Annotated in this window: 28 protein-coding genes; 15 read left to right on the top strand and 13 right to left on the bottom strand. The window is 68.2% G+C overall.

Annotated elements, in window-relative coordinates; translation table 11 throughout:
• The first annotated feature begins 19 nt into the window (after positions 1-19).
• Positions 20-715: an alpha/beta fold hydrolase gene (locus ASC55_RS01440; RefSeq protein ID WP_055872420.1), complete on the top strand. Its 696-nt coding sequence runs from the start codon at positions 20-22 to the stop codon at positions 713-715.
• Positions 716-730: 15 nt separating this feature from the next.
• Here the strand turns inward: ASC55_RS01440 and ASC55_RS01435 are convergent, their stop codons facing one another.
• Positions 731-1,441, bottom strand: a complete 711-nt coding sequence (locus ASC55_RS01435) for a beta-ketoacyl-ACP reductase (protein ID WP_017830420.1) — start codon at positions 1,439-1,441, stop codon at positions 731-733.
• Between the two features lie 140 nt (positions 1,442-1,581).
• Here ASC55_RS01435 and ASC55_RS01430 point away from each other — a divergent pair, with 140 nt between their 5' ends.
• Genes ASC55_RS01430 through ASC55_RS01420 form a run of 4 tightly spaced genes read left to right on the top strand, consistent with a single transcriptional unit; the run spans position 1,582 to position 3,533 of the window.
• Positions 1,582-2,130 (top strand): DUF4190 domain-containing protein, encoded by a 549-nt coding sequence (locus ASC55_RS01430; protein ID WP_162243034.1) that lies wholly within the window; start codon positions 1,582-1,584, stop codon positions 2,128-2,130.
• Between the two features lie 55 nt (positions 2,131-2,185).
• Complete coding sequence (locus tag ASC55_RS01425; protein ID WP_082524194.1) at positions 2,186-2,533, top strand: DUF3099 domain-containing protein; 348 nt, start codon at positions 2,186-2,188, stop codon at positions 2,531-2,533.
• On the top strand, positions 2,530-2,724 hold the full coding sequence (locus tag ASC55_RS17680; RefSeq protein ID WP_082524193.1) for a hypothetical protein: 195 nt from the start codon (positions 2,530-2,532) through the stop codon (positions 2,722-2,724). Before ASC55_RS01425 ends, ASC55_RS17680 begins: the two co-directional genes overlap by 4 nt.
• A complete protein-coding gene (locus tag ASC55_RS01420) occupies positions 2,721-3,533 on the top strand; it encodes an SURF1 family cytochrome oxidase biogenesis protein (protein WP_055872418.1) in 813 nt (270 codons plus the stop codon). Before ASC55_RS17680 ends, ASC55_RS01420 begins: the two co-directional genes overlap by 4 nt.
• Positions 3,534-3,646: 113 nt before the next feature.
• On the opposite strand, the gene ASC55_RS01415 is transcribed toward ASC55_RS01420, so the two are convergent.
• Both ASC55_RS01415 and abc-f read right to left on the bottom strand, forming a co-directional pair.
• Complete coding sequence (locus ASC55_RS01415; RefSeq protein ID WP_200935124.1) at positions 3,647-4,270, bottom strand: pyridoxine/pyridoxamine 5'-phosphate oxidase; 624 nt, start codon at positions 4,268-4,270, stop codon at positions 3,647-3,649.
• 53 nt (positions 4,271-4,323) lie between these two features.
• Positions 4,324-5,922, bottom strand: coding sequence for a ribosomal protection-like ABC-F family protein (gene abc-f / locus ASC55_RS01410; protein ID WP_055867785.1), 1,599 nt, complete (start codon positions 5,920-5,922; stop codon positions 4,324-4,326).
• 163 nt (positions 5,923-6,085) lie between these two features.
• Between abc-f and ASC55_RS01405 the strand changes: the two genes are divergently transcribed.
• From ASC55_RS01405 to ASC55_RS01390, 4 genes are all read left to right on the top strand, one after another.
• Entirely contained in the window at positions 6,086-6,703 is a 618-nt protein-coding gene (locus ASC55_RS01405; RefSeq protein WP_055867783.1) for a DedA family protein, read from the top strand.
• 5 nt (positions 6,704-6,708) lie between these two features.
• Entirely contained in the window at positions 6,709-8,004 is a 1,296-nt protein-coding gene (locus ASC55_RS01400) for a sensor histidine kinase (RefSeq protein WP_055872416.1), read from the top strand.
• Positions 8,001-8,672 (top strand): response regulator, encoded by a 672-nt coding sequence (locus ASC55_RS01395; protein WP_055867766.1) that lies wholly within the window; start codon positions 8,001-8,003, stop codon positions 8,670-8,672. The genes ASC55_RS01400 and ASC55_RS01395 overlap by 4 nt, the downstream gene beginning before the upstream one ends.
• 98 nt (positions 8,673-8,770) lie before the next feature.
• Positions 8,771-10,093, top strand: a complete 1,323-nt coding sequence (locus tag ASC55_RS01390; RefSeq protein WP_055872415.1) for an acyltransferase family protein — start codon at positions 8,771-8,773, stop codon at positions 10,091-10,093.
• A 1-nt stretch (position 10,094) separates the two neighbouring features.
• Here ASC55_RS01390 and ASC55_RS01385 read toward each other — a convergent pair whose 3' ends face one another.
• Positions 10,095-10,688: a CbiQ family ECF transporter T component gene (locus tag ASC55_RS01385; protein WP_055873094.1), complete on the bottom strand. Its 594-nt coding sequence runs from the start codon at positions 10,686-10,688 to the stop codon at positions 10,095-10,097.
• On the bottom strand, positions 10,685-11,383 hold the full coding sequence (locus ASC55_RS01380) for an energy-coupling factor ABC transporter ATP-binding protein (protein WP_055872414.1): 699 nt from the start codon (positions 11,381-11,383) through the stop codon (positions 10,685-10,687). Before ASC55_RS01380 ends, ASC55_RS01385 begins: the two co-directional genes overlap by 4 nt.
• 66 nt (positions 11,384-11,449) lie before the next feature.
• Between ASC55_RS01380 and ASC55_RS01375 the strand changes: the two genes are divergently transcribed.
• Positions 11,450-12,034 carry a TetR family transcriptional regulator gene (locus ASC55_RS01375; protein ID WP_055872413.1) on the top strand — a complete coding sequence of 195 codons (585 nt, stop codon included), beginning with the start codon at positions 11,450-11,452 and terminating at the stop codon, positions 12,032-12,034.
• Here the strand turns inward: ASC55_RS01375 and ASC55_RS01370 are convergent.
• From ASC55_RS01370 to sufB, 7 genes are all read right to left on the bottom strand, one after another.
• A complete protein-coding gene (locus ASC55_RS01370; RefSeq protein ID WP_055872412.1) occupies positions 11,997-13,367 on the bottom strand; it encodes an MFS transporter in 1,371 nt (456 codons plus the stop codon). The two genes, ASC55_RS01375 and ASC55_RS01370, sit on opposite strands and share 38 nt — an antisense overlap.
• Complete coding sequence (locus ASC55_RS01365; RefSeq protein ID WP_055873092.1) at positions 13,364-14,518, bottom strand: MalY/PatB family protein; 1,155 nt, start codon at positions 14,516-14,518, stop codon at positions 13,364-13,366. Before ASC55_RS01365 ends, ASC55_RS01370 begins: the two co-directional genes overlap by 4 nt.
• Before the next feature lie 90 nt (positions 14,519-14,608).
• Positions 14,609-14,938: a metal-sulfur cluster assembly factor gene (locus ASC55_RS01360; RefSeq protein WP_017830405.1), complete on the bottom strand. Its 330-nt coding sequence runs from the start codon at positions 14,936-14,938 to the stop codon at positions 14,609-14,611.
• A gap of 9 nt (positions 14,939-14,947) precedes the next feature.
• Entirely contained in the window at positions 14,948-15,718 is a 771-nt protein-coding gene (gene sufC, locus ASC55_RS01355) for a Fe-S cluster assembly ATPase SufC (RefSeq protein WP_017830404.1), read from the bottom strand.
• A 3-nt stretch (positions 15,719-15,721) separates the two neighbouring features.
• Positions 15,722-16,048 (bottom strand): non-heme iron oxygenase ferredoxin subunit, encoded by a 327-nt coding sequence (locus ASC55_RS01350; RefSeq protein ID WP_017830403.1) that lies wholly within the window; start codon positions 16,046-16,048, stop codon positions 15,722-15,724.
• Positions 16,045-17,262: a Fe-S cluster assembly protein SufD gene (gene sufD, locus ASC55_RS01345; RefSeq protein WP_055867751.1), complete on the bottom strand. Its 1,218-nt coding sequence runs from the start codon at positions 17,260-17,262 to the stop codon at positions 16,045-16,047. The genes ASC55_RS01350 and sufD overlap by 4 nt, the downstream gene beginning before the upstream one ends.
• Positions 17,262-18,680 (bottom strand): Fe-S cluster assembly protein SufB, encoded by a 1,419-nt coding sequence (sufB, locus tag ASC55_RS01340; RefSeq protein ID WP_055867748.1) that lies wholly within the window; start codon positions 18,678-18,680, stop codon positions 17,262-17,264. Before sufB ends, sufD begins: the two co-directional genes overlap by 1 nt.
• A gap of 233 nt (positions 18,681-18,913) precedes the next feature.
• On the opposite strand from sufB, the gene ASC55_RS01335 reads away from it, so the two are divergent.
• Both ASC55_RS01335 and ASC55_RS01330 read left to right on the top strand, forming a co-directional pair.
• Complete coding sequence (locus ASC55_RS01335) at positions 18,914-20,020, top strand: COX15/CtaA family protein (protein ID WP_055872411.1); 1,107 nt, start codon at positions 18,914-18,916, stop codon at positions 20,018-20,020.
• Positions 20,021-20,088: 68 nt separating this feature from the next.
• Positions 20,089-20,538 (top strand): tetraspanin family protein, encoded by a 450-nt coding sequence (locus ASC55_RS01330; RefSeq protein WP_235563068.1) that lies wholly within the window; start codon positions 20,089-20,091, stop codon positions 20,536-20,538.
• A 74-nt stretch (positions 20,539-20,612) separates the two neighbouring features.
• Here ASC55_RS01330 and ASC55_RS01325 read toward each other — a convergent pair whose 3' ends face one another.
• The gene (locus ASC55_RS01325) at positions 20,613-21,533 is read right to left on the bottom strand and encodes a heme o synthase (RefSeq protein ID WP_371861307.1); all 921 of its coding nucleotides are present in this window, start codon (positions 21,531-21,533) and stop codon (positions 20,613-20,615) included.
• Between the two features lie 205 nt (positions 21,534-21,738).
• Here ASC55_RS01325 and tkt point away from each other — a divergent pair, with 205 nt between their 5' ends.
• Genes tkt through ASC55_RS01310 form a run of 3 tightly spaced genes read left to right on the top strand, consistent with a single transcriptional unit; the run spans position 21,739 to position 26,563 of the window.
• Positions 21,739-23,850, top strand: coding sequence for a transketolase (gene tkt, locus ASC55_RS01320; protein ID WP_055869143.1), 2,112 nt, complete (start codon positions 21,739-21,741; stop codon positions 23,848-23,850).
• A complete protein-coding gene (tal, locus tag ASC55_RS01315) occupies positions 23,847-24,959 on the top strand; it encodes a transaldolase (RefSeq protein ID WP_055867735.1) in 1,113 nt (370 codons plus the stop codon). The genes tkt and tal overlap by 4 nt, the downstream gene beginning before the upstream one ends.
• Positions 24,956-26,563 (top strand): glucose-6-phosphate isomerase, encoded by a 1,608-nt coding sequence (locus tag ASC55_RS01310; protein WP_055872409.1) that lies wholly within the window; start codon positions 24,956-24,958, stop codon positions 26,561-26,563. Before tal ends, ASC55_RS01310 begins: the two co-directional genes overlap by 4 nt.
• Positions 26,564-26,579: the final 16 nt, after the last annotated feature.

Here is a 26,579-nt window from a genome sequence, read left to right as displayed (position 1 = left end):
CCACCGCTAGCGTCGGTTCATGGACATCCTGCTCATCCCCGGCCTCTGGCTCGACGCATCCAGCTGGGAAGGGGTGGTCCCCGCCCTCGAAGAGGCAGGGCATGGCGCGCATCCGCTCACCCTGCCCGGACTCGATGACCCCGCGTCGACCTCTGCCGAGATCGGCATCGCGCACTGGATCGCGGCAGCGGTGTCCGCCGTGGACGCTCTGTCAGGAGACGTCGCGGTGGTCGGTCACAGCGGCGGCGGGAACGTCGCCTGGGGCGTGGCCGATGCGCGCCCCGAGCGCGTGAGCCGTGTCATCTTCGTCGACACCGCTCCGCCGCCGGCCGGGAGCGGGATCAGCGAGTTCGAGGTCGTCGACGGTGTGGTGCCCTTCCCCGGCTGGGACTTCTTCCCCGACGAGGACGTCAGCGATCTCGACGAGTCGACGCGAGCGCGTACGGTGCCGCTCACCCGCAGTGTTCCCGCCAGAGTGCCCACCGACGCCATCGCGCTGGTGAACCCTGCGCGGTACCGAGTGCCGGTGACGCTGCTGATGGGTGGCCTGGATCAGGCCGCGTTCGAGGGGATGATCGACCAGTGGGGCGCCTACGCCGCCGAGTACCGTGCGATCGACGACGCCGAGGTCGTGCGCATCGGCTCCGGCCACTGGCCGCAGTTCTCGGTTCCCGAGAGGCTCGCGGAACTCCTCAACGCGGCGATCGCACGCTGAGATTCGACCTCGGGATCAGTGCCCCATCCCGAGTCCGCCGTCGACGGGGATGACCGCGCCCGAGATGTAGCCGGCGTCATCACCCGCGAGCCAGGTCACCACGCCCGCGACCTCATCGGGGGTCGCGAATCGTGCCGCCGGGATGCTCGCCTTGTACTGCTTCTGGGTCTCCTCGGGCAGTTCCGCGGTCATGTCCGTCTCGATGAAGCCCGGAGCGACGACGTTGGCCGTGATCCCGCGGGCCCCGAGCTCACGCGTGATCGAGCGGGCGAAGCCGACCAGGGCGCTCTTCGATGCGGAGTAGTTCGCCTGCCCGGCGGAACCGTAGAGCCCCACGACACTCGAGATCAGGATGATGCGGCCGAACCGCGCGCGGAGCATGCCCTTCGAGGCACGCTTGACGACGCGGAACGTTCCTCCCAGGTTCGTGGCGACCACGCTGTCGAAGTCGTCCTCGCTCATGCGCATGAGGAGGGTGTCCTTCGTGATGCCGGCGTTGGCGACGACGATCTCGACCGGACCGAGCTGCTGCTCCACCTCGGTGAACGCGGCGTCGAGGGCAGCGGCATCCGTGACGTCCGCGCGGACGGTGAGCGTTCCCTCCGGCCCTTCGCCGCTGCGGGCGGTGACCGCGACGCGGTACCCGTCCCGCACGAAGCGCTCCGCGATCGCGCGGCCGATACCGCGGTTTCCGCCGGTGACGAGGACGACGCGCTCAGCGCTCATGGGGACACTCCTGCTCTGGGCCGGTGGCCCGAGTTCCCGAGCCGTCATCGATCCTACCGACGATGCCCCGCCCGACCACCTCCCGGCGTTTGACAGGCACGGACGGTGCTGGAACTCTGATCGAGACGAAAGGCTTCACCGTGAGCGACAACCGCACTCCCCCTCCTGCCGGCGAGCCACCACGCATTCCGCCTCGGCCGCCCGCTCCGGCTGCCTTCCCCGTCGTACCGGCCCTTCCCGCGTATCCGGTGCAGCCCGCCCCACAGCCGGCGCAGAACCAGCCCGTCCCGCCGGCGTACAGCCCGACGACCCCGCCGACCTGGGAGATCCCGCCCGCAGCTGCGACCCCGCCTGCATATGCGCCCTACGGCGCACCGGTCTACCCCGCAGCCCCAGCCCCGCGCCCCACGAGTGGACTCGCGATCACCTCGCTGATCTGCGGCATCGCCGGAATCGTGCTCGTCTGGGCCATCATTCCGGTGCTGGCGTCGATCGCAGCCGTCATCACCGGTCACATGGCGCTCGGGCAGACCCGGCGTGATCCCGGCATCGGCGGTCGAGGCATGGCCATCGCCGGACTGATCCTCGGCTACGCGATGATCGCGATCGCCGCATTCACCCTCATCGGCATCATCATCAGCTTCCTGTTCGTCGGAGCGTTCAGCCTGCCCTTCATCTTCTCCCGCTGATCTGCCGTAGAAGGGGCACGCCGACGGGTCGGCAGCGGCGTAGGCTTGAGGCATCGTGAAGAACGCGCGTCAAGTCCCGGCCGTCACCTCCCTGCCGCAGTCTCCGCAGGACGAGGCTGACCATCGCGTGCGCCGATATGTCCTGACGATGACCATCCGCATCGTGTGCTTCGCACTCATGGTGCTCGTCCAGCCCTACGGGTGGTACACCTGGGTCTTCGGGATCTCGGCGGCCGTGCTTCCGTACATCGCCGTGGTGTTCGCGAACGCGGGCAGCGACAGCACCGAAGCCGCGGCGGAGTCGCCTTTGCAGGAGCTGGAATCGCCGGGACCGGTTCCGATCGAGCCCGAGGCGACGACCCCGCCGGTGTTCACGATCCATGAAGGCCCCAAGGACCGATGACACAGCTCGAATGCTCGCGCGCCGGGTGCCGGAGCGCGGCGACCAGACAGGTCGTGTGGCGTAATCCTCGGATCCACGCCATTGATCGGGAGAAGATCTGGCTGGCCTGCGATGAGCATGTCGAGTACCTCCGCGACTACCTCGCAGCACGTGAGTTCCCGGTGACTGTTCGAGACGGAGTTCCGGCATGAGCCGACGACTGACCAGGTGGGTCATCTACGTGCTCATCGCGATCGGATTCGGGGTCGCGTGCGTGTTCCTGTCGCATTGGCAGTTCGAGCGGAACGAATCCCGCGCCGCGCAGATCGAACTCGTCGAGCAGAACTACGACGCCGACCCCGTCCCCCTGACCGATCTCATCGGAGACGACGGCGCGCTCGATCCGGCCGATGAGTGGCGCCCGGTGGTCCTGAAGGGCGAATACCTGGCGGAACAGCAGCTGCTGGTCAGGAACCGCCCTCACGGTGGGACCAGTGCTTTCGAGGTGCTGGTGCCGTTCCGTGACGCCGATGGACGCATCTTCATCGTCGATCGCGGCTGGGTGCCGCCCGGCGACGGCGATGCCCCGGATTCGGTGCCGGCCCCTCCCTCGGGGGAAGCCGAGGTCACGGTGCGACTTCGCCCGGGCGAGCAGCTACCGGCCTCAGGTCGCGGGGCACCCGAAGGACAGGTCCCGACCATCAACCTGCCGTCGATCGCGACGCTCGTCGACGGCGATGTGATCACGAGCGCCTACGGACGAGTGATCAGCGAGGAACCGGCAGGGGACGGCGCCCTGGGTGGATTCGACTCCCCCACCGACGATCCCGGTCCCCATCTGTCGTACGCGATCCAGTGGATTCTCTTCGCCCTGATGGGCTTCATCTTCATCGGATACATCATCCGCACGGAAATCGTGAAGCACCGCGAAGAGGTCGAGGGCGCGCCGGCCCCGGTCAGGAAGTCGCGTCGCAAGGACCACGATGCCGACGTCGAGGACGAACTGCTCGACGTCCGCTGATCGGTGCAGCCGCTGCGGAGACAGAGCCAGCGCCGTTCATCGCGAGACGTCGAAGCCACCATGGTGGGGGCGCCATTCCTCGAGCGCCCCGATCTCGACCATCTGACAGTCACTCATGCACGTCCGTCGACGATCTGATCGCTCTCCACGCCGGTGATCGAGCCCGTCACGGTGCGTTGCCAGCCACCCTCCGCGCGACGATAGATGATCCGGTTATGGTTCCGGTCCGCTGATCCCTGCCAGAACTCGACTCGCGTCGCAACGATCCTCCAGAGAACCCATTCCCCCGGCGCGATGCCACCGCGGGCCTCGGTCGAGCGCGCGGCGAGATCTGCGGCGCTCTCCACCGGAGATGCTTCTCGGATCATTCCTCGCACGCGAACGGCTCGCCGGAGCGGCTGCCACCAGAAGTTCAACGCCGCGGCGGGGCGCGCAGCGATCTGCTGGCTCTTGCGGGAAGAGCGCGCCCCGGCGAACGACCATCCCTCCGCATCGACGTTCTTGAGGATCAGTGTCCGCGCATCCGGTATGCCGTCACCGTCCACCGTCGCCAGTGTGGCCGCGTGCGGCTCTGCGACCCCGCTCTCGGCCGCCTCCCCGATCCAGTCGACGAAGAGCGGCTCAGGATCCTCGGGAAGCTCTGCGACGTCGAGCGTCGGCGCGGCGCCGGTGAGGGAAGGCTGCGCACGCAACCACTCCCTGATGTCTGACAAGGACGGGGGTGGCGCAATCGACATGGTCCCGACTATGCCACGAATACTCTGCGGGCTCACCCGTTCCCGCGAAGGTATCAGGCGAGCTCGATGAGGTCCTGGTACTCCTGGCTCCAGATGTCCTCGACGCCGTCGGGCAGGATGAGCACGCGCTCGGGGTTGAGCGACTGCACGGCACCCGGATCATGCGAGACGAGCACGACAGCGCCCTCGTAGTGCGCGAGCGCACCGAGGATCTCCTCGCGGGAGGCGGGGTCGAGGTTGTTGGTCGGCTCGTCGAGCAGCAGCAGGTTCGCGGACGAGACGACGAGCGTCGCAAGCGACAGACGCGTCTTCTCTCCACCGGAGAGCACTCCGGCGGGCTTGAGCACATCGTCGCCCGTGAACAGGAACGACCCCAGCACCTTGCGGGCCTCGGTCTCGGTGATGTGCGGCGCAGCCGAGACCATGTTCTCCAGCACCGAGCGGTTCACATCGAGGTTCTCGTGCTCCTGCGCGTAGTACCCGACCTTGAGACCGTGCCCCGGCTCCAGCTGCCCCGTGTCCGGCTGGTCGACACCGGCGAGCATGCGCAACAGCGTGGTCTTGCCCGCACCGTTGAGACCGAGCACGACCACCTTGGAACCGCGATCGATGGCCAGGTCGACATCGGTGAAGATCTCGAGCGATCCGTACGACTTCGACAGGCCTGACGCCATCATCGGCGTCTTGCCGCAGGGCGCCGGCTTCGGGAAGCGCAGCTTCGCGACCCGGTCTTCCTGGCGCACCTCGTCGAGCCCCGCGAGCAGCTTCTCGGCGCGCGCGATCATCTGATGCGCAGCAGCGGCCTTCGAGGCCTTCGCCCCGAAGCGTGCGGCCTGCAGCTGCAGGGTCGTCGCCTTCTTCTCGGCGTTCGCACGCTCTTTCTTGCGGCGCTCCTCATCGGCCACCCGCTGGCGCAGGTAGTTCTTCCAGTTCATGTTGTAGGTGTCGATGCTCTGGCGGTTGGCGTCGAGGTAGAACACGCGGTTCACCGTCTCGCCGACCAGCTCGACATCGTGGCTGATCACGATCAGTCCACCCTTGTAGCCCTTGAGGAACTCCCGCAGCCACACGACGCTGTCGGCGTCGAGGTGGTTCGTCGGCTCGTCGAGGATCATCGTCTCGGCGTCGGAGAACAGGATGCGGGCGAGCTCGATGCGGCGACGCTGACCACCGGAGAGCGTCGACAGCGGCTGGTCGAGGATGCGGTCGGGAAGCGACAGGTTGTTGGCGATGGAGGCGGCCTCGGCCTCTGCCGCATAGCCGCCCTGTGCCTCGAACTGCTCGGTGAGGCGGGCATAGCGCTTCATCGCCTTGTCGGCCACCGCCGGGTCGTCGGAGCCCATCGCGAGCGCGGCCTCGGTCATGCCGAGGTTGAGCTGACCGAGCCCGCGAGCATCGAGGATGCGGGTGCGCGCGAGGTCTTCGGGGTTGCCCGAACGGGGGTCCTGCGGCAGGTAGCCGAGCTCGCCGGAGCGGGTCACACTTCCGCCGGAGGGCAGCACGTCGCCCGCGAGCACCTTGGTGAGCGTGGTCTTTCCGGCCCCGTTGCGGCCGACGAGTCCGATCTTGTCTCCGTCGGCGACGCGGAACGAGACGTTCTCCATCAGCAGGCGCGCGCCAACGCGGATCTCGAGGTCGTGCACGGCAAGCACAGCGGACGTCCGTTCTTTCGGGGAGGTTGTTCGGCCGATCGGCCAGCCTCCCAGTATAAGCGTCGTAGCCGGGCGTCGCGGTCAGCAAGATCAGCCCGGAGAGTGAGCGTCCCGATACCTCAGAGGGATGCCTGTGCCATCGCCTGCCGCATAACGTGCGGGAGTGGACATCCTCAACGAGCTCATCATGCAGGCGATCGCGTCGCCCTGGCTGTATCTGGTGCTGTTCGCCGTCACCATCATCGACGGCTTCTTCCCCCCGATCCCCAGCGAGACCGTGCTCGTGGCCGCGGCGGCCGTCACCGCTTCCACCGGCGAGGGGAATCTGCTGCTGCTCGGTGCCGTCGCCGCGATCGGCGCGGCCATCGGCGACAACATCGCCTTCCTCATCGGCCGCGGGCTGGGCACCACCCGCTTCGCGTGGATGCGACGGCCACGGGTCGCTGCGGCGTTCGCACATGCTCAATGCGCACTCGATCGCCGCAGCGCCACCCTGATCCTCGGCGCCCGGTACATTCCCGTCGGACGGGTCGCCGTCAACATGACGGCCGGGGCCCTCGACTTCCCCTGGCGGCGTTTCCTCCCGCTCAGCCTGATCGCCGGAGTCAGCTGGAGCGTGTTCAGCCTGGCCATCGGTCTGCTCGCCGGCGCCTGGATCAAGGATCAACCTCTGCTCAGCGCCGGGCTCGGCATCGCCATCGCGCTGGTCGTCGGCTTCGTGATCGACAGGATCGCCGCAGCCCGTCGACGCCGTGTGCCGACCCCGCAGCTGGCAGGATGACTGTCATGGCACGCCGCCGCGAGCGCTCACCTCGCCGACCACGGATCAGCCGCCGCACCTCCGCCTTCATTGCGCTGTGTGCGGCGGTCGTGGCGCTGTTCTCGGTGCTGGTGTCGCTGCAGAGCGTGCTGTACGGCACTCCGCTGCCCCTGTCGTTCATCCTCGGCGCGGCTCTGTGCGTCTCTCCGCTGCTGTCGATCTCGCACCCCCGCTGGGCCATCGGGCTGTTCACCGCCGGGGCGCTCGCCCTTCCGCTCACGGTCGTGCCGGAACTGGCGATCCGCTCCCCGTGGCCCTGGTCCGTCCCCGCGCTCCTGACGTTCGTCCTGTTCGTCGGTGTGCTCACGTTCCTGCACGGCGCACGGCTCGGCGCCTTCGCACTGATCCTCGGGGCGATCGCTTCTCTTCTCGCGCCTCTGCTTCGTCCCGACATGGTGGCGCTGCCGGAGTCATCCGCGAGCGCCACAGCCGACCTCATCGTGACGACGGCCGTCGCCTCCGCCATGTTCCTCATCGCGGCGCTCATCGCCGGGCGCGCCAGAGTGGCCGCCGAGCTGACACGCGAGAAGGAGCACAGCGCGCTCGAGGAGGCCAGACGCGCTCTCGTGGAGGAGCGCACGAAGATCGCCAGAGAGCTGCACGATGTGGTGGCGCACAGCATGTCCGTGATCCAGGTGCAGGCCTCGACCGCGAAGTACCGGATCCCCGAGCTCGACGATGCGGCGATCGCCGAGTTCGACGACATCGCGGCGACCGCCCGGGGCTCACTCACCGAGATGCGCCGCATGCTCGGTGTGCTCCGCACCGAGGACCAGAGTGCCGAGCTCGCGCCCCAGCAGGGTATCGACGACATCCCTGCCCTGGTCGACAGCATCCGCCGCGCCGGCGTCGAGGTCGGACTCCTGCTGGAGGGCGGCGAGACCGCCGCCTCGGCCGCCCCCGCCGTGCAGATCGCCGCGTTCCGCATCGTCCAGGAGGCGTTGAGCAACGCCGTCCGCCACGCCCCGGGTGCGCGGATTTCCGTGCGTGTGCGCGCGGAGGCCCGCACTCTCCGCATCCTGGTGCACAGCGCCGCACCACCACGCAGCCCGGACGGTCATGGCGGGGGCTACGGCCTCCGCGGAATGCGCGAGCGCGCAGAGATCCTCGGCGGAAGCCTCTCCGCAGGACCGGCGCCGGACGGCGGGTGGAATGTCGACGCCGTGCTCCCCCTCGACGCCGGTGTCGCCGCCGACACGACCGCGGCCCCGTCGCTGAGGAGCCCAGCACTGTCCACCCCCCTCGAGAAGGAGAACCCGTGACGATCAGCGTGCTCATCGCCGACGATCAGGCCATGGTACGAGCAGGCTTTGCTGCGCTCCTCGATGCCCACGACGGCATCCGCGTCACGGGGCAGGCCGCCAACGGTGCGGAGGCGGTCACCCTGGCGGCGCGTCTCGATCCCGACGTGATCCTCATGGACGTGCGCATGCCCGAGCTGGATGGGATCGAGGCGACTCGGCGCATCCTCGGCCCCGCCTACCCCGCGGCGCACGTGCCCCGGATACTGATGCTGACGACGTTCGACATCGATGACTACGTGTACGACGCCCTCGAGGCCGGTGCCAGCGGGTTTCTGCTGAAGGACGCACTACCGGAGGAACTCGTGCACGCGGTACGGGTCGTCGCAGGTGGAGATGCGCTGCTCGCCCCCAGTGTGACCCGTCGCATGATCGAGCAGTTCGCCGGCCGTCGCCCCCGGGCGCCGCGTTCGGCGACAACCCTGGCCGACCTCACCGATCGGGAGCGCGAGGTGCTCGTGCTCATCGGTCGAGGACGCTCCAACACGGAGATCGCCGCCGAGCTCTTCATCGCGGAGCAGACCGTGAAGACGCACGTCGGCAAGGTGCTCGCGAAGCTGAACCTGCGCGACCGCGTGCACGCCGTGATCCTCGCCTACGACACCGGACTCGTAGAGCCCTCATCCTGACTCACCCCGTCGTAGGGGGTCGCAACAGCACCCGAGGGTGATGCCTCCGCCTGCACCGCGTCCATAGTCTCCTGGAACACCGCTTCCGAGGAGGACTCATGACCATCGTCCAGGCACCGCGCGCCGTCAGCACCACGGCTCCCCCGCGCGCATCCCGTGACACCGGGATCGACTTCCTCCGGGCCCTCTGCGTCCTCGGCGTCGTCCTCCTGCACGCGATCATGGTCGGCGTCACCGTCGGCGAGTCCGGCCCGGTCTTCGACAACGCCAGCGACGAAACGGCATGGATCGCACCGCTCAGCTGGTTCCTACAGGTGATGCCGCTGTTCTTCGTGATCGGAGGCTTCTCCGGACTCCTCGCCTATCAGCGGATGCGTCAGCGCGGAGGAACGGCTATCGGCTTCGTCGCCGGCCGCGTGCACCGCCTGCTGCGTCCGGCGATCTTCACGATCGCCGTCATCGGACTCGCGCTCGCCCTGCTCGCCGTCTCGGGCGTCCCTGCCGACCTGATCGCGACGGCCGGCTTCCGCTACGGGCAGCCGCTCTGGTTCCTGGGGGTCTTCCTCCTCTGCCAGGCGCTGCTCCCCCTCCTCGCCGCCTCTCACGAGCGCGCGCCCCTGCGGACCATCGGCGCCCTGGCCGCCGCCGCGATCGCCGTCGACGTACTTCGGGCGGCCTCCGGGCTCGAAGGCCTGGGCTTCCTGAACCTCACCTTCGTGTGGATGACCCTCCAGCAGCTCGGTTTCTTCCTCGCCGACGGCAGCATCGACCGCCTCAGCAGACGCGTCCGTGCCGCTGCCGGCATCGCCGCCCTCCTGACGCTGGTGGCGACGTTCGCCTTCGGGATCTACTCCCCCGACCTGATCGCCAACATCAACCCGCCCACGGCTGCGCTCCTGCTGGTCGGCGTCGCCCACACCAGCCTGCTGTCGCTGCACCGTGAGCGTCTCGAGCGGTTCAGCCGTCGCCCGCGGGTCGCCGTGTTCACCGGGTTCGTCACGGCGCGCACGATGACGATCTACCTGTGGCACATGCCGGTGCTGCTGCTCATGGCCGGCTCCACCGCCGTGTTCGCCCTCATGACCGGCATGACGCTGCCGGCGCTGGACAGCGCGGGCTGGTGGGCCGGGCGCCCGCTCTGGCTCGCGACCGCCATCGCTCTGACGGCCCTCGTAGCCGTCGCGTTCACGCGATTCGAATCGCAGCCCGCACCCCCGGCGACGTCCTCGATGCGTCGTCTCGTCGTGGGAACCCTGAGCGGCCTCGTCGGCATCGTGCTGCTGCTGGCTCTCGGCACCTCGGTCGCGACCGCGCTGATCGCGATCGCACTGATCGCGGCCTCCCTGCGGCTGTCGTCGCTTTCCTCCGCAGGGGCGGCGTCTCAGTCGGCATCCCCCACCGCCAGGCTCGTGCCGGCCTGAGTCAGCCCATGCCCCTCGCCGCCAGTGCGTCTCCGACCTCATCCGCATGCGTGAGCGCGAGCACGAGCAGGGGCACTACGGTGCGGACGCCCAGGCGCACGTCACGCGCCTGCTCAGCCTCCCGGACGCGTGCGGCGAACCCGGCGATCACCGGGATGGTGGCGAGGGTCAGCGATATCGTCAGCGCCATCGCCTCCGGGTCCGCCCCGACCCTGCGCAGCGGCCGCAGGAGCCGGTGCAACACCTCGAGAAGGTCTGCCATCCGGGTGGTGAGCGTGAGCAGGCTGGCCAGGAGCAGCACCGCCAGGACCCTTCCTGTGCTGATCCACGCGGCCAGCGGCGACACGAAGATCACCAGGGCGGCGGTGAGGACGAGGACGATCCACCGCAGTCGCCACATCTCGACCAGGAGCACGCGGAGCGGCATCCCGCTCACGCCGTAGAGCCCGACGACGATCAGGAGCGAGACGGCGATGCTGATCGGGTCGTGAGGATACAGCGAGAGAAGGAGAGCCCCTAGCGCGAGCGCAGCGAGCTTGACCCCGGCGGGGAGGCGATGGAGTATCCCTGTTCCCGGGCGGTACAGCGCGATCACGCGCACGCCTGACGATATGCCGCGATCACCGTCGGTGGCGGACCCGAGGCGACGATCCGTCCGTCCTCGAAGAGCAGCGCGGTGTCGCAGCGGGCCGCGAGCTCGAGGTCGTGCGTCACCACCACGACCTGAGCCTGCTGGGCGAGCAGGAGGTCGCCGATGCGGCGGGCGTTGCGCAGATCGAGGAGTGTCGTCGGCTCGTCCGCGACGATGATCCTCGGCGCCGCGATCAGCACCGAGGCCAGCGCGAGCATCTGCTTCTGCCCGCCGGACAGGCTCGACGCGGGCATCTCCGCATGTGCCTCCAGTCCGTGCGCCTGGAGGGCCTGTCTGACGCGTTCGGCGATCTCCTTCCTCGGGAGGCCGCGCAACGACAGCGCGAGGTCTTCGGCAGGGGTCGGCATGAGGATCTGCGCATCCGGGTTGGTGAACACGAAGCCCACGAGTCTGCGCACCGCGGCACACTCACGCACCGTGTCGAGCCCGTGTACCGACACCGAACCGCTGTGGGGCGCGATGAGGCCGTTCAGCACTCTCGCAAAGGTCGACTTGCCGGACCCGTTCGCCCCGATCACGGCGATGGTCGCCGCTGTGAGCTCGGCGCTGACGTCGTGCAGCACCCGACGACCGTCGATCTGCACCGACACCCGGTCGAGGCTGATCGGAGCGATACCGATCTGAGGGGATGTCGTCACCTTGGGCCTCTCCACGCGTCTCACCTGAACACTGTTCACCTGAACGTCGTTCACTATAATCGGAGCATGAGCCCTGAGCCCAATCCCGCACGTCACGACCGCGACAGCGTGGCCAGGAGTGCCCTCGCTCTGCTCGACGAGGTGGGGCTGGCAGACCTCTCGATGCGGCGTATCGCGGCAGGCCTCGACGTGCAGCCGAGCGCGCTCTACTGGCACTTCGCGAACAAGCAGGAGCTGCTCGCGGAGCTGGCCGATCGGATCACCGCGACGATCCCGAGCGAGCCGACCGACGTCGTGGCGACGGCGCGGGGCATCCGTGACGCGCTCTTCACCTACCGCGACGGCGCGGAGCTGGTCCTCAGCACGTACGCGCTCCAGCTCGGCTCCTCGCAGGCGCAGACCGCGTTGGCCGATGCGCTGCGCACGCAGGGTGCCGCCGATGTGGAGGATCGGAGCGCCGCGATCCTGCACTTCGTGCTCGGCCATGCCACGCTCGTGCAGCAGCGCATGCACGCCGACAGCCACGGCGCCCTGCCGGACACCGACGACGTCGATGTCACCGCCGGCCTCGATCGCGTCTTCGAGCTCGGGGTCACCGCCCTCGCCGGAGTGATCAGCGCGCCGCCGACTCCGCCGCGTGCCCGAGCCTGAGACCGGGCACCAGAGCCAGCACGACGAGGACGATACAGAACGCGAACACCGCGCTGAACGCCCCTGCCCCGCCGCCGAGGGTCGCGACGCCGAGCCCGGCGAGGGCGATGGCGACGGCCGATCCGGACGCATCCGAGATGGACAGCGCCGAGGAGTTGAACCCCTGGTCGGTATCGTCCGAGTAGGCCAGCGTCAGCACCGTAAGACGAGGATAGAGCAGCCCCATCCCGCCCCCGGCGAACGCCCAGCCCACCACGACCACGGCGGCCGAGACATCGAACACCGCGGCCGTGAGCACGCACAGCATGGCGATGAGCAGCGAGCTCAGGCTGATCGTCGTGATGCGGTGATTCCCCAACCGCTCCCCGAATCGCCCCTGCAGAGCCGAGGCGCCTGCCCAGGCCAGCGCCGCGAGCATCAGGGCGATGCCCGCCCATGTTGCGGTGAAGTCGAACTTCTTCATCAGCAGATACGGGATGTACGCCTCAGCCGCGAAGAAGGCCCCGGCCACGATTCCCCGCATCAGCACCACGCTGGGGAGCCCCGCTCCGGCGCGGAGTGTGCGCCGCGGCAACAGCGGCATCACGGCGAATCCGATAGCCAGCACGGCGCCGAGCGCCACCGGCCACCTCATCGAGGGCTGCAGATCCGCCGAGAAGCCGACCACGACGGCCAAGACCGCGACCACCACCGCCAGCACCAGCCGCACGATCAGCGCCTTGCGGTCCTGCGGGGTGCCGCGGCCGAGGTCCACACCGCGAAGACGGACGGCGATCATCAGGAATGCCGCAGCCGTGAGCACCGCCACGCCGAGGAACGCCCAGCGCCAGTCGAGATACTCGGCGACCGCACCGGCGAGGAAGGGACCGACCATCGACGGCACGACCCATGCCGCGGCGAAGGCAGCGAAAATCCGACCGTGCAGGTGGGGCGGATACAGCCGGGCGACCACGACGTACAGTGCGACCGTCTGCCCTCCGGTCCCGAGGCCCTGGACGAGTCGTCCGATCAGGAACTGATGCATCGTGACGGCGAAGCCGGAGATCAGCAGGCCGATGATGAAGAGGGTCACGGCGACGTACAGGGCACCGCGCGGTCCGCGGGCATCCGACCATGCTCCGGTCGCGACCATGCCGATCACACTCGTCGCCAGAGTGCCGGCGAAGGCGACGGCGAACAGAGCCTCACCGTTCAGCGCTGCGCTCACGATCGGCATCACGGTGGTGACCGCGAGGGCTTCGATCGCCCCGAGGAAGATCAGCGCGACCGCGCCGAGGGTCACCCAGATGCGTTGGCGGTCCCAGATCGTCGCGGCGTCCGCCGGGGCGGTCATCGACCGACGAGCGCCGCGATGCGCTCGATGGCCTCGGTGAGGATCTCCGGGCTGGTGCCGAAGTTCAGCCGCACGTGGCCCGCGCCCTCCGCACCGAAGGCCGGCCCGAAGTGCAGGGCGACCTTGGCGTCCTTCAGGATGCGCCGCGCGGGATTGTCTCCCCATCCCAGCGCGGAGAGGTCGATCCACGCGAGGTATCCGGCATCGGGGAGGCGATAGCGCGCGCCGGGGAGGCGCGCGGCGAGAAGGTCTTCGAGCAGCACCCGGTTCTCGTCGAGAGTGCGCAGCAGTCCATCGAGCCAGGCGTCGCTCTCCTCAGAGAAGGCGGCGACAGCGGCGAGCAGACCGAACTGCCCGGTACGCCACTCCACCTCGACCGGAAGCCCGCGCACGACGGCACTCGTCTCGTCGTCGGCCGTGACCATGAGAGCGCACTTGAGCCCGGCGAGGTTGAACGCCTTGCTCGCGCTCACCACGGCGTAGCCCACCCGCTGCGCGGCGTCGTTCACGGCGAGGAAAGGGGTGAACCCCGTGCCCGGCTGAGCGAGCGGGGCATGGATCTCGTCCGAGACCACCGCGACGCCGAACTCGTCGGCCAACTCCGCGAGAGCAGCGAGGCTGTCGCGGTCATGCACGGTGCCGGTGGGGTTGTGCGGGTTGCAGAGCAGGATCGCGGTCGCGCCGTCATCGAACGCCGTGCGGATGCCGTCGAGATCGAGCTCCCACCCGGTTCCGGTATCGCGAAGCGGTACACGCTCCACCTCTGCACCGGCCTCGGCCACCAGATCGTAGAAAGGCGGGTACACCGGCGGCGTGACGACGATGCGCTCTCCCGGCTGGGTCACGCGACGGAGGATCTCGACGATCCCCATGCTCACGTCCGCCGTGCTGCGCATCCGGGCGGGATCAGGCTCCCACCCGTAACGCCGGGACGCGAAGGACGCGAACGACTCGGCCAACGGGGTCCGCGAGGCGATGTATCCCGTGTCGCCGATCTCGACGGCACGCTGCAACGCCGTCGAGATGGCCGGAGCCAGCGGGAAGTCGGTCTCCGCGACGAACAACGGCAGGACGTCTGCGGGGTACTCCCGCCACTTCTCGCTGCTGCGCTCGCGGAGCTCCGCCAGAGGCAGGGCCTTCACCTGAAGCATTCTCTCTCCCGAGGTTCCGACACGCGCCGTCGCGGTGTCATCCGATCCGACGCGCGCCGACAACGCCTTCCGGCAATGCTCCTGCGCGGGTCAGATCGCGAAGCCGAGGGCGCGCATCATGTCGCGCCCGTCGTCGGAGATCTTCTCCGGACCCCACGGCGGCATCCACACCCAGTTGATCCGGAAGCGATCGACGACGTTGTCCAGAGCCTGAGCAGTCTGGTCCTCGAGGACGTCGGTGAGCGGGCATCCGGCACTGGTCAGCGTCATGTGGATGACGAGAGCGTCGTTCTCGTCATCCCAAGCGAGATCGTAGATGAGGCCGAGGTCGACGACGTTGATCCCGAGCTCGGGATCCATCACGTCTTTGAGGGCCTCGGTGACCGCGTCGTACTTCTCGTCCGTGAGGGTCGCTGTCATGCGATCAGCCTACGCCTCGATCGGAGCTGCAGGGTCGAGGAAACGGTCGTATCCCTCGTTCTCCAGCCGGTCTGCCAGCTCGGGGCCGCCCTCTTCGACGATCTTGCCCGCGACGACCACGTGGACGAAGTCGGGGCGGATGTAGCGGAGGATGCGGGTGTAGTGCGTGATCAGCAGCACGCCGAGTCCGGTGGACTCCTTCGCGCGGTTGACACCCTCGGAGACGATCTTGAGCGCGTCGACGTCGAGGCCGGAATCGGTCTCGTCGAGGATCGCGAACTTCGGCTTCAGCACCTCGAGCTGCAGGATCTCGTGGCGCTTCTTCTCGCCACCGGAGAAGCCCTCGTTGACGTTGCGCTGCGCGAACTTCGGGTCCATGCGCAGGTTCGACATGGCCGCCTTGACGTCCTTGGTCCAGCCGCGGATCGCCGGTGCTTCGCCGTCGAGCGCCGTCTTGGCGGTGCGGAGGAAGTTCGTCACCGTGACGCCGGGGATCTCGACCGGGTACTGCATCGCGAGGAACAGGCCGGCGCGGGCCCGCTCGTCGACGCTCATCTCCAGGACGTCCTGGCCGTCGAACGTGATGGATCCCGAGGTCACCGTGTACTTGGGGTGACCGGCGATCGTGTAGGCCAGGGTCGACTTGCCGGAGCCGTTGGGGCCCATGATGGCGTGGGTCTCACCGGTGTTCATGGTGAGGTTGATTCCGTTGAGGATCGGGGTGGTCCCCGCCTCGGTCTCGACCGTCACGTGCAGGTCGCGGATCTCGAGAACAGACATTCTTCAGACTTCCTTAATCACAGTCGGATCGATGAGCACGTCATCGCCGTCGATCTGGACGACGTAGACCGGGACGGGCTCATAAGCGGGGAGATTCTGGGGCTTGCCGGTGAGCAGCGAGAAGGCGGAGCCGTGTGCCCAGCACTCCACCGTGTCGCCCTCGACGAAGCCTTCAGACAGCGAGATGTCGCCGTGGGTGCAGGTGTCGCCGATGGCGTGGATGACACCCTCGCCGTCTTTGATCACCGTGATGGGCACGCCGCCCGGGTCCACGCGCAGAGGCATGTCCTGTTCCAGGTCGGCGACGCCGCAGACGCGCTCGGCGGTCATGCACTCACCTCGGCGAGCTCCGTCTCGATGGCTGCGAGCAGCTCGGCCTCGAGGGCGGGGATGCCCAGGCGCTGCACGATGTCGGTGAGGAATCCGAGCACGACGAGGCGTCGCGCCTCTTCCTCGGTGATACCGCGCGCCTGCAGGTAGAACAGCTGCTCGTCGTCGAAACGACCGGTGGCGCTCGCGTGACCGGCACCGAGGATGTCACCCGTCTCGATCTCGAGGTTCGGGATCGAGTCGGCGCGTGCACCTTCGGTGAGGACGAGGTTGCGGTTCGCCTCGTAAGAGTCGGTGCCCGTCGCGTCGGCGCCGATGAGGACGTCGCCGATCCAGACGCTGTGCGCGCCCTGACCCTGCAGCGCGCCCTTGTAGAGGACGTCGCCCTTGGTGTGCGGGCCCTTGTGGTGCAGGTACACCTGGCTCTCGAGGTGCTGCCCGGCGTCTGCGTAGGAGAGGCCGTAGAGGTAGCCCTCGGAACCGGCGCCGGCCAGCTCGACGTTCGGGTTGACGCGCACGATGCCGCCGCCGAAGCTCACGACGAAGTGCTTGAGCGTCGCATCGGCGCCGACCCGAGCCTGGTGTGCGGCCGCGTGAACCGCGTCGTCCTCCCACTGCTGAAGGCTGATGACCGTGAGCTTCGCGCCGTCGCGGACGATGATCTCGACGTTCTGCGCGTACTGCGCGGAACCGGTGTGCTGGAGCACGACCGTCGCAGAGCTGTGCTCCAGTGCCTCGATCACGATGTGCGCGTCGGCACGGCGCTGCGCTCCGAGACCCGCGATGGAGATGAAGACAGGCTCGGCGACCTCTTCCTCGCGCGGGATGCGCACGTGGAGTGCCTCGGTGCTCCCCTGCCACGCGACGGCGGCCGTCACGTCTTCCGCGAGGAAGACCTCGCCACGGGGAGCCGCACCGATGGCGAGCGGAGCGGCGATGTACTGCTCCCCCGCGCCGTACGTGTAGCTGACACCGTCGTTCGGCGACGCCACCTCGAACAGCGAGGTGAGCTGCGCGACCGGGGTGTGCTTCCAGTTGACCTCGCGCCCGGTCGGGGCACCGAAGTCGGCGGGCTCGAAGGAGTGCGGCCGCTCCGAGCGGGTCTGCACCGGGACGAAGCCCGCGGCGGCGACCTGGGCCGCCGGGTCGATGTGCGCGCCTTCGGGCGCGTTGCTGTGCTGCGCCTCGGCAGGCGCTGTCGTCGAGGCCGTCACTAGCCGACCGATCCTTCCATGCCCATCTCGATGAGCTTGTTCAGTTCCATCGCGTACTCCATGGGCAGCTCACGCGCGATCGGCTCGATGAAGCCGCGCACGATCATCGCCATCGCCTCGTCCTCTGGCATGCCGCGGGACTGCAGGTAGAACAGCTGCTCCTCGCTCACCTTCGAGACCGTGGCCTCGTGGCCGAGCTGCACGTCGTCGACACGGATGTCGATCGCCGGGTAGGTGTCGGAGCGGGACTTGGTGTCCACGAGCAGGGCGTCGCACCGCACGGTGTTCGCGGAGTGGTGTGCCGCAGCATCCACTCGCACCTCGCCGCGGTAACCGGCGCGTCCCCCACCGCGGGCGATCGACTTCGAGACGATCGACGACTGCGTGTACGGGGCCATGTGGATCATCTTCGCGCCGGCGTCCTGGTGCTGACCGGGACCGGCGAAGGCGACCGACAGCGTCTCGCCCTTGGCGTGCTCGCCCATCAGGTAGATCGACGGGTACTTCATCGTCACCTTGGAGCCGATGTTGCCGTCCACCCACTCCATGGTCGCGCCCTCGTACGCCACGGCGCGCTTGGTGACCAGGTTGTAGACGTTGTTCGACCAGTTCTGGATCGTCGTGTAGCGAACGCGGGCGTTCTTCTTCACGATGATCTCGACGACGGCCGAGTGCAGGGAGTCCGACTTGTAGATCGGAGCCGTGCAGCCCTCGATGTAGTGGACGTAACTGTCCTCGTCGGCGATGATCAGCGTGCGTTCGAACTGACCCATGTTCTCGGTGTTGATGCGGAAGTACGCCTGCAGCGGGATCTCGACGTGCACGCCCTTGGGAACGTAGACGAACGAGCCGCCGGACCACACGGCCGTGTTGAGAGCTGCGAACTTGTTGTCGCCGGCGGGGATCACGGTGCCGAAGTACTCCTCGAAGAACTCGGGGTGCTCGCGCAGCGCGGTGTCGGTGTCCATGAAGATGACACCCTGCTGCTCCAGGTCCTCACGGATCTGGTGGTAGACGACCTCGGACTCGTACTGCGCCGCGACGCCGGCCACGAGGCGCTGACGCTCGGCCTCGGGGATGCCGAGTCGCTCGTAGGTCTCACGGATCTCGGCGGGAAGGTCTTCCCACGTCTGCGCCTGCTTCTCGGTGGAGCGGACGAAGTACTTGATGTTGTCGAAGTCGATCTCGCTGAGGTCTGCACCCCAGGTCGGCATCGGCTTGCGTCCGAAGAGCTGGTACCCCTTGAGGCGGGTCTTCAGCATCCATTCGGGTTCGTTCTTGAGGCCCGAGATCCCACGGACGACGTCTTCGGAGATACCGCGTTTCGCGATGGCACCCGCAGCATCCTCATCGTGCCAGCCGAATTCGTACACCCCCAGACCGTCAAGCTCCGGGCGGTCGATCAGCACATCCGACATCCAACACTCTCCTCACAGGTCCCAAACGGTGTCATCCGCCCCGACACACCTGATCCCCGTCGAGCCTGCGGGAGCGGGTGCCGTTGGTGGGCCCTCATCACCGGCGCTTCCATCGCGCCTAAACTGTTGACGATGCTTCAGCGCTGTCAGCGCTCATCGCAACAATCCGATTCTACAGGTTCCGCCTGACAGACGGGCCATGCCCGCCGCGTCTCGTGCGGTCCGGAGGACTTATGCCCGACACGATGATCCCCGCCACCTCGACGACGCAGGGGGTCCCCCCTCGTTCCTCGTCCTGGGGTCGTGCGTTGACGGTCTTCGCGTGGTTGTCGTTCATCAGCGAGACGATCATCATCGGCACCGGCGGGGCCGTGCGGCTCACCGGCTCGGGCCTCGGGTGCTCGGACTGGCCGCTGTGCACCCCGGACTCCCTCGTGCCGATCCTCGAGGTGCAGGGCATCCACGGGATCATCGAGTTCGGCAATCGACTGATGACCGGCGTCGTCGGCATCATCGCCCTGGCGGTCGTGCTGCTGGTCCTGCATCTGTTCAGCGGAAAGCGCGGCCTGGTCAACGCCCTCTGGTTCGCACTGGGTGGGATCGTCGCGGCTGTCGCAACGTTCGCCATCGCCACTCCCCTGCATTTCCCCGCCTCGCCGATCGCCCTCGCCGTCCTGCTGGTCGCCGTCATCGCTGCAGCCGTCCGCTCGGTGCGCACTACTCCCACCCGGCGCGACCTCGTCCTGCTCGCCTGGCTCACCCTGATCGGCGTGGTGGCCCAGGCGCTCGTCGGCGGCATCACGGTCCTGACCGGCCTCAACCCCTTCATCGTGGGCTTCCACTACACGTCCTCCCTGCTGCTCGTCTGCATCACGGCGGCCTTCCTCGTACGCCTGAAGACCTCGCCCGGACCTCGCGAGCGCGCCGTTCCCGTCTGGTTCGCCGCCGTCACCCACGTGACCGGTCTCGCCCTGGCCGTCACGATCGTCTTCGGTGTGCTGACGACCGGATCCGGTCCGCACTCCGGCGATGCCGACGTGCTGCGCCACGGGTTCGACGCGACCGTGCTCGCGCACGTGCACTCGTGGCCGGGCTACATCCTCGCGGCGCTGGTCCTGTTCCTGACGGTCTCCGCCTGGGTGCTGCGCCTGGAGCCTCGACGCTGGCTGCTCGTGCTCGTGCTGGCGATCCTCGTGCAGGTCGGGGTCGGCATCTGGCAGGCCAGAGAAGGACTCCCCCCGCTGCTCGTCGGCATCCACATGGTCCTGGCCTCGCTCTCGGCAGCCGCCTACACCGTCGTGGTGCTGCGCCTCAAGCGTCCGGTACCCGTCGACGCCTGAGGGCCCGCACAGTCGTTCCATAGCTTCCACATCGCGGACTCATCAGCGCATCCGCGAGGGTGGGCGACATGAACAAGTCACTCACACGAAGCATGGGGTTCTGGCTCCTCCTGGTCGTCTCCCTCGCCACCACGGCGGTCGGCGCCTGGTTGATCTCGGGTCAGATCGGCACGATGACGACCACGTTGCTCGATGGCACGGCCACCGGCGTCGAGGTCTACGTCGGCCAGTCGCTCGTCGTGGTGGGTGCCGGAGTGCTCGCGGCCGGAATCGTCGGCATCCTGCTGACGCTCGCGCTCGTCGCCGCGCGATCGCTCGTCCCTGCACCGGCACCGGCGGTCGTCGAGGCCATCGACTGGACCGTCGAGGCTGAGGAGACGCCCGCTCCCGTCGCCACGACCCCGTCTGCGGACACGACCCCCGCGAGCGGAGATGTCGTTCACGAAGACGAGGTCACCAGAGACGACGCCCCGGCCACCGACGCGAACCCGGACAGCTCACCCTCGATCACCCGCTGATCGACCACCGGGCAGGAAACGACGAAGCGGCGCCGAGGAATTCCTCGGCGCCGCTTCGTCGTTCGGAATCAGTGTCAGAACGGGAGCAGCGGATCGACCGCGACCGCGACGAAGATCAGCGTCAGGTAGGTGATCGAGGCGTGGAACACGCGCATCGGACGCGGCTCGGTGCCGTGGACCGCACGGTTGTAGAGGCGGTGCGACTCGTAGATGAACCATCCGCCGAAGACCGCAGCGGAGATCGTGTACACGAGGCCCATGTTCGCGATCGGTACCAGCAGGAGCGAGCAGGCGACGGTCGCCCACGCGTAGAGGATCACCTGGAGGCCGACCTGCGAGGCATTGCGCGTGACGCCGAGCATGGGGACGTCGACGTCCTCGTAGTCGTCCTTGTACTTCATCGACAGCGGCCAGTAGTGCGGCGGCGTCCAGAGGAAGACGAGGAGGAAGAGGATGAATGCCGGCCAGTCGAGCGAACCGGTGACCGCGGACCAGCCGATCAGCACCGGGAAGCAGCCCGCGATGCCGCCCCACACGATGTTCTGCTCGGTGCGGCGCTTCAGGATGATCGTGTAGATCACGACGTAGAAGAAGATCGCCGTGGCCGAGAGGGCCGCCGTGAGCCAGTTGGTCGTGGCGAGCAGCCAGACGGTCGAGGCGATGGCGAGCGTCCACGAGAAGACCAGGGCACCGCGAGGGCTGACCTCGCCTGTGACCAGCGGACGGTTCTCGGTGCGGTGCATGTGCGCATCGATGTCGCGATCGAGGTACATGTTGAAGGATGCGGCGGAACCGGCGCTCAACGAACCGCCGATGACGGTCGCCAACACGAGCCACAGGTTCGGCAGTCCCCCCTGCGCCAGGAACATCACCGGCACGGTCGACACGAGCAGGAGCTCGAGGACACGCGGCTTGGTGAGCGTGATGTAGGCCTTCACCGTGCGACCGATGGACGACTTCCTCACGGTCTGATCAGACATCGTCGAGATCTCGATCGCCTCCTCCGCACGTGTGACCGGACAACCTCTCCAGTGTATGACACTGGATGACGTGTTCCGGCTCGCGGGCCCGCGTAGCGCAAGTCACCTCACCGCTATGCTGAAACCACTCGCGCGCCCGGCGATGTGCACACCTCTCCGTGATGATGCGGATGCGCCAGGGAATACGGGCGCCCTCGAAACTGTCGGAAAGGGCATGAACGTGTCGGAATTGCAGTGGGATGAGATCGATCGGCGCGCGGTGGACACCGCACGAATCCTGGCGGCCGATGCCGTGGAGAAGGTCGGTAACGGTCACCCCGGCACAGCCATGAGCCTCGCTCCGGCGGCATATCTCCTGTACCAGCGCGTGCTGCGCCACGACCCGAACGATGTGGACTGGCTCGGTCGCGACCGCTTCATCCTCTCTGCCGGCCACTCCTCCCTCACCCAGTACGTCGAGCTCTACCTCGGCGGCTTCGGGCTTGAGCTCGACGATCTGAAGGCACTGCGCACCTGGGGCTCGCTGACACCGGGCCACCCGGAGTACGGCCACACCAAGGGCGTCGAGATCACCACCGGTCCGCTCGGACAGGGCCTCGCCTCGGCCGTGGGCTTCGCCTACGCCGCCCGCTACGAGCGCGGTCTCTTCGACCCCGAGGCCGCGGCGGGAACCAGCCCGTTCGACCACTTCGTATACGTGATCGCCGGAGACGGCGACCTGCAGGAGGGCGTGACCAGCGAGGCCTCCTCGCTCGCAGGCCACCAGCAGCTCGGCAACCTGATCGCGATCTACGACTCGAACCAGATCTCCATCGAGGACGACACGAACGTCGCCTTCACCGAGGATGTCGCGAAGCGCTACGAGTCCTACGGCTGGCAGGTGCAGGTCGTCGACTGGAAGAAGACCGGCGAGTACGTCGAAGACGTCGCCGAGTTGCACGCCGCCATCGAGGCTGCCAAGGGCGAGACCGCCAAGCCCTCGCTCATCATCCTCAAGACGATCATCGGCTGGCCGTCGCCCGGCAAGCAGAACTCCGGCAAGATCCACGGCTCCGCTCTCGGCGCCGAAGAGCTGGCCGCCACGAAGAAGGTCCTCGGGTTCGACCCCGAGCAGAGCTTCGTCGTCGCCGACGACGTGATCGCGCACACCCGCGGACTCGCGGCCCGCGCCGCCGAGGCCCGTGCCGCATGGCAGGAGTCGTTCGACGCCTGGGCCGCGGCGAACCCCGAGAAGAAGGCACTGCTCGACCGCCTCGAAGCACACCAGCTCCCCGACGACATCACGAGCGCGCTGCCCGTGTTCGAGGCGGGCAAGGAAGTCTCGACCCGCGCGGCATCCGGCCAGGTCATCAACGCCCTCGCCGCTGAGCTCCCCGAGCTGTGGGGCGGTTCGGCCGACCTCGCAGAGTCGAACCTCACGACGATCAAGGGCGCGCCCTCGTTCATCCCCGCGGAGTGGTCGACCCACGAGTGGTCGGGCAACCCCTACGGCCGGGTGCTGCACTTCGGCATCCGCGAGCACGCCATGGGCGCGATCATCAACGGCATCGTGCTGCACGGACCCACCCGCGCGTTCGGCGGCACCTTCCTCATCTTCAGCGATTACATGCGCCCGCCCGTCCGTCTCGCCGCGCTCATGAACGTGCCGAGCATCTTCGTCTGGACGCACGACTCGGTGGCCCTCGGTGAGGACGGCCCCACCCACCAGCCGATCGAACAGCTGGCAACGCTCCGTGCGATCCCGAACTTCACGGTCGTGCGACCTGCGGACGCGAACGAGACGGCCGCCACATGGCTGGAGATCCTCCGTCGCCACGAAGGACCGGCAGGCATCGCGCTGACGCGCCAGAACATCCCGGTGTTCGCGCGTGGCGAGGGCGCGGCATCGGGCGACACGTTCGCCTCGGCGGACAACGCGGCCAAGGGTGCCTACGTGCTCGCCGAAGCACCGAACGGCACGCCGGACGTCATCATCGTGGCCACGGGCTCCGAGGTGCAGCTGGCGGTCAACGCCCGTGAGGCACTGGCTGCCGAAGGCGTGAACGTGCGCGTCGTCTCCGCCCCGTCGCTGGAGTGGTTCGACGAGCAGGACGCGGAGTACCGCGAGAGCGTGCTGCCGGCCTCCGTCACCGCCCGCGTCTCCGTCGAGGCGGGCTCGGTGCTCAGCTGGCGCGGCATCGTGGGCGACCGCGGCCGCTCGGTCGGCATCGACCACTTCGGCGCCTCCGCCGACTACAAGACCCTCTTCGAGAAGTTCGGCATCACCACCGAGGCCGTCATCGCGGCCGCCCGCGAGACCATCGCGGCCAACAGCACCAAGGAGAACGCATGAGCACCCCCACCGCACAGCTCGCCGCCGCCGGCGTCAGCATCTGGCTCGACGACCTCTCCCGCACGCGCATCGCCTCGGGCAACCTGGCCGATCTGATCTCGTCGCGCAACGTCGTGGGTGTCACGACCAACCCGACGATCTTCGCGAATGCGATCACCGACAAGAACGACACGTCGTACGACGCACAGGTCACCGAGCTCGCCGCCTCGGGCGCGACGGCGGAGGAAGCGGTCTTCGCCGCGACCACGCAGGACGTCGCGGCAGCCCTCGACGTGTTCCGTCCCGTCTGGGAAGCCTCGAACCACGTCGACGGCCGCGTCTCGATCGAGGTCTCCCCCGACCTCGCGCACGACACCGCGGGCACGGTCGCGCAGGCCAAGGAGCTGTGGGCCAAGGTCGACCGCCCGAACCTGCTCGTCAAGATCCCCGCGACCAAGGCCGGCCTTCCGGCCATCGCCGAGGCGATCGGGGCGGGGATCAGCGTCAACGTCACGCTGATCTTCAGCCTGGAACGCTACGCCGAGGTCATCGAGGCCTACCTCACCGGTCTCGAGACGGCGAAGGCCGCAGGCATCGACCTGTCGACCATCCACTCCGTCGCCTCGTTCTTCGTGTCGCGTGTCGACACCGAGACCGACAAGCGCCTCACCGCGATCGGCACGGATGCCGCCGAAGCGCTCAAGAGCAAGGCCGGTCTGGCCAACGCACGCCTCGCCTACGAGCTGTTCGAGAAGACCTTCGCCGGTGACCGCGCCACGGCGCTGCTCGACTCCGGTGCGAACCTGCAGCGTCCGCTGTGGGCGTCGACCGGTGTCAAGGACCCGGCCCTTCCCGACACCCTGTACGTCACCGAGCTCGTCGCCCAGGGCGTGGTCAACACGATGCCCGAGAAGACGCTCGAGGCGACGTTCGACCACGGCGTCGTCACGGGCGACACGATCACGGGCGGTTACGAAGAGGCACGCGCCGTGTTCGCCGGCCTCGCCGAGGTCGGGATCGACTTCGCCGATGTCACCCAGGTGCTGGAGGACGAGGGCGTCGCGAAGTTCATCGACTCCTGGCACGACCTGCTGACGCAGGTCGCCGAGGGTCTGGAGTCGCAGCGATGACGTTCTCGATCCACACGTCCGGTGCAGCACGCGCCGCGATCGATGAGACGGTGCCCAGCCTCGTCCACGATCTGGTCGCCTCTCGCATCACCGGCGGGGACGCGACGCTCTGGGGGCCGGCCGCCGAGGCTGAGGCATCCGTCCGGCTCGGATGGGTGGAAGCCGTGTCGATCTCGCGTCCGCTGGTCGCCGAGATCGTCGCGCTGCGCGCCGACCTCAACGCCAAGGGCGTCACGCGCGTCGTGCTCGCGGGCATGGGCGGATCCTCGCTCGCCCCCGAGGTCATCGCACAGACCGCCGGAGTGCCGCTGACCATCCTCGACTCGACGGCTCCGGGCCAGGTGCTCGCCGCTCTCGACGAGGGCCTCGCCGACACGGCGCTGGTGGTCTCTTCGAAGTCCGGCTCCACGGTCGAGACCGACTCGCAGCGTCGCACCTTCGAAGCGGCGTTCCGCGACCTGGGCATCGACCCCGTCGAGCGCATCGTCGTCGTCACCGATCCCGGCTCTCCGCTCGATGTCTCGGCCCGCGAGGCGGGATACCGCGTCTTCAACGCGGACCCCAACGTCGGCGGACGCTACTCGGCGCTCACCGCCTTCGGCCTCGTGCCGTCGGGGCTCGCCGGTGTCGACATCGACGAGCTGCTGAACGAGGCCGAGGCCTCGCTTCTGGAGGTCGCCGTCGACTCGGCAGACAACCCCGCCCTTCGTCTGGGCGCGGCGATCGCGGCGACGGCACCCCGCCGCGACAAGCTCGGCCTCATCACCGACGGCACGCACATCAAGGGCCTCCCGGACTGGATCGAGCAGCTGATCGCCGAGTCCACCGGCAAGGAGGGCACCGGAATCCTCCCGGTGGTCCTGCTCCCGGTCTCCCCCGAGCTCGACCCCGTGCCCGCGGACCTGCAGATCGTGCGGCTGGTCGACGACGCCAACGAGTTCCACCTGCACGAGCGTCACGAGGGCGAGATCCTCGTCAGCGGGACGCTGGGCGCTCAGCTCATCGTGTGGGAGTACGCGACGGCGATCGCCGGTCACCTGCTCCACATCAACCCGTTCGATCAGCCCGATGTCGAATCGGCCAAGATCGCCGCGCGCGGGCTCCTCGACGCACGCCCGGAGCCGACGGCTCCCGCGTTCATCGAGAACGGCGTCGAGGTGCGGGTGTCCGACCCGGCTCTCGCCGCCTCCGGCAGCGTCGAGGGCGTGCTCGATGCGCTCTGGGCCCAGCTCCCGGCAGACGGATACGTGTCGATCCAGGCCTACGTCAACCGTCTCGAGGTGCCGCAGCTCCAGGGGCTGCGCGAACTCGTCGCGGCGGACTCCGGACGACCCACGACCTTCGGATGGGGACCGCGGTTCCTGCACTCGACCGGCCAGTACCACAAGGGCGGGCCCGCGCAGGGCGTGTTCCTGCAGATCCTCGAGCGCACCGAGGTCGACCTCGAGATCCCGGACCGTCCGTTCACCTTCGGACAGCTCATCCAGGCGCAGGCCGCCGGTGACGCCGCCGTACTCGCCGAGCACGGCCGCCCCGTCGTGACGCTGACGATCACCGAGTCCTCCGACGACGTGCTCGCCCTCTTCGAAGCCGCACAGAAGTAACAGCAGGAGAATCCCC

The sequence above is a fragment of the Microbacterium sp. Root322 genome, assembly GCF_001425645.1.
Classification (GTDB): Bacteria; Actinomycetota; Actinomycetes; order Actinomycetales; family Microbacteriaceae; genus Microbacterium; species Microbacterium maritypicum.
This window is presented reverse-complemented; position numbering and strand designations above follow the sequence as displayed.